Origin of the sequence: Paenibacillus sp. Soil522, from assembly GCF_001428245.1 — a bacterium.
Lineage (GTDB): Bacteria > Bacillota > Bacilli > Paenibacillales > Paenibacillaceae > Pristimantibacillus.
The window spans coordinates 1-1,417 of record NZ_LMRV01000020.1 but is presented as its reverse complement, the minus strand read 5'-3'; the positions used below and the strand labels follow the sequence as shown (position 1 = coordinate 1,417).

The following is a 1,417-nucleotide window of genomic DNA, read 5'->3' as shown; positions in this document are numbered from 1 at the left end:
GACATTAAAAGAAGACTTCGAAACGTTACTCCAAATATTCCATAGAGCAAAGCAATTGGCTTAACAATTGTCAAAGGATAAGAACATTGTCCGATTGAAGTCCGCTTAAATCGCGGGCTTTTTTAGTTATAGGATTAAGTTCTTTTAAATTGACGATGACAAGTACATTATCCGATTGCCGACAGAGATAATGTATACTTAGCGAAAGCGATTTCCTTTAAGTCTCCAAATCAGCATCACCCTTACAAATCTAGAGGCCGCCGCCGGTATTAAGGGTCTCGGCGTGGTAACTCTTCGTTAAACTAACTGGCAGGATAGCGTAATAACAAAGGAGAAATTGATTGATAGCAAGAATATGAAGTCAGTGTACGTGATGTAGGAGAGGGGGACAGATGTTACGTGACAAAAAAGAGTAAGTATGAAGAAAGAATAGAGCCCGTAACGTCAAGTTTTGCATTCTTCACACATTTACAGATCATTGTGAGAACATCTTCAGATAATGCTTTGGTGCAAGCGGGGCCGCGACAAACAAGCACATGGTGCTACATATTATATCGCAGAGTCCTCTTATAGTGGGAAGCGGTTTATTTCAAAAATGCACTTCTAATGCTAAGTCTTACTCAAAAAGTATCGAAGCAGAAATCTCAAACTTTTTATCCTTCTTCGTGTTTTCATGGTGAATCAACAACCTTTCGGAAACTAAAATTACTTGAATTCCGTTTTTCGCTGTTTTTCAATACCACTTCCCACTTATCTTATGTTTACCCTTTTCCTATTGGTTTGAATCAATAAGGGTAATATGGCTCTCAGAAAATATAGATTTAGATTGACGATGCTTGATTAAGCTCCCAGGGAAGAATGCAATTTCTTCCATAATCTGTGGTGTCACGTGAGCGGCATGGATGGCTAACGGGCAGTAATGTTTTATTATATGTAAACACTATCATTGCCAATATTTCCTTCGTGTATTATATTTATTTAATCCTACTAAGAAAGCGAGTGATTATGGTGAGAACAATTCAATTCGTTGGCGAAACAGTTATTTTAGAGGTGCGGAAGGGATAATCATTTTAAGCTATCCCCTTCCGTGCAAAAAACCAAAACCACGGAGGGTAAACATTATATGTCATTTAGTTATTACGGTGAACTTTGCACAGAGGTTTATGATCTAACCAAGGAAATTGGGCAGTCCTTTAATGGAGATATTGAATACTATCAAGAAAGAAACATTGCGATGGACGGATTCTTGAAGCAATGGTCGGTTCTGGACGTGTCATCATTCCACTTCTTGAATCTGGGCTTCTTGTCGATGGAGTAGCTATTTAGCCCCTATTTAGACTTGGACAGTACACCCCTTACTTAGATACAATGAAATCAAGCGGAGGGGAACGAGATATGAAGAAGAAACAGTACGACT

Annotated in this window: 1 pseudogene; it reads left to right on the top strand. The window is 38.7% G+C overall.

The features are described 5' to 3' along the window. Nucleotides 1-1,123: 1,123 nt before the first annotated feature. Nucleotides 1,124-1,317: pseudogene (locus ASG81_RS03850) on the top strand (class I SAM-dependent methyltransferase); the annotation flags it as partial. Nucleotides 1,318-1,417 lie beyond the last annotated feature (100 nt).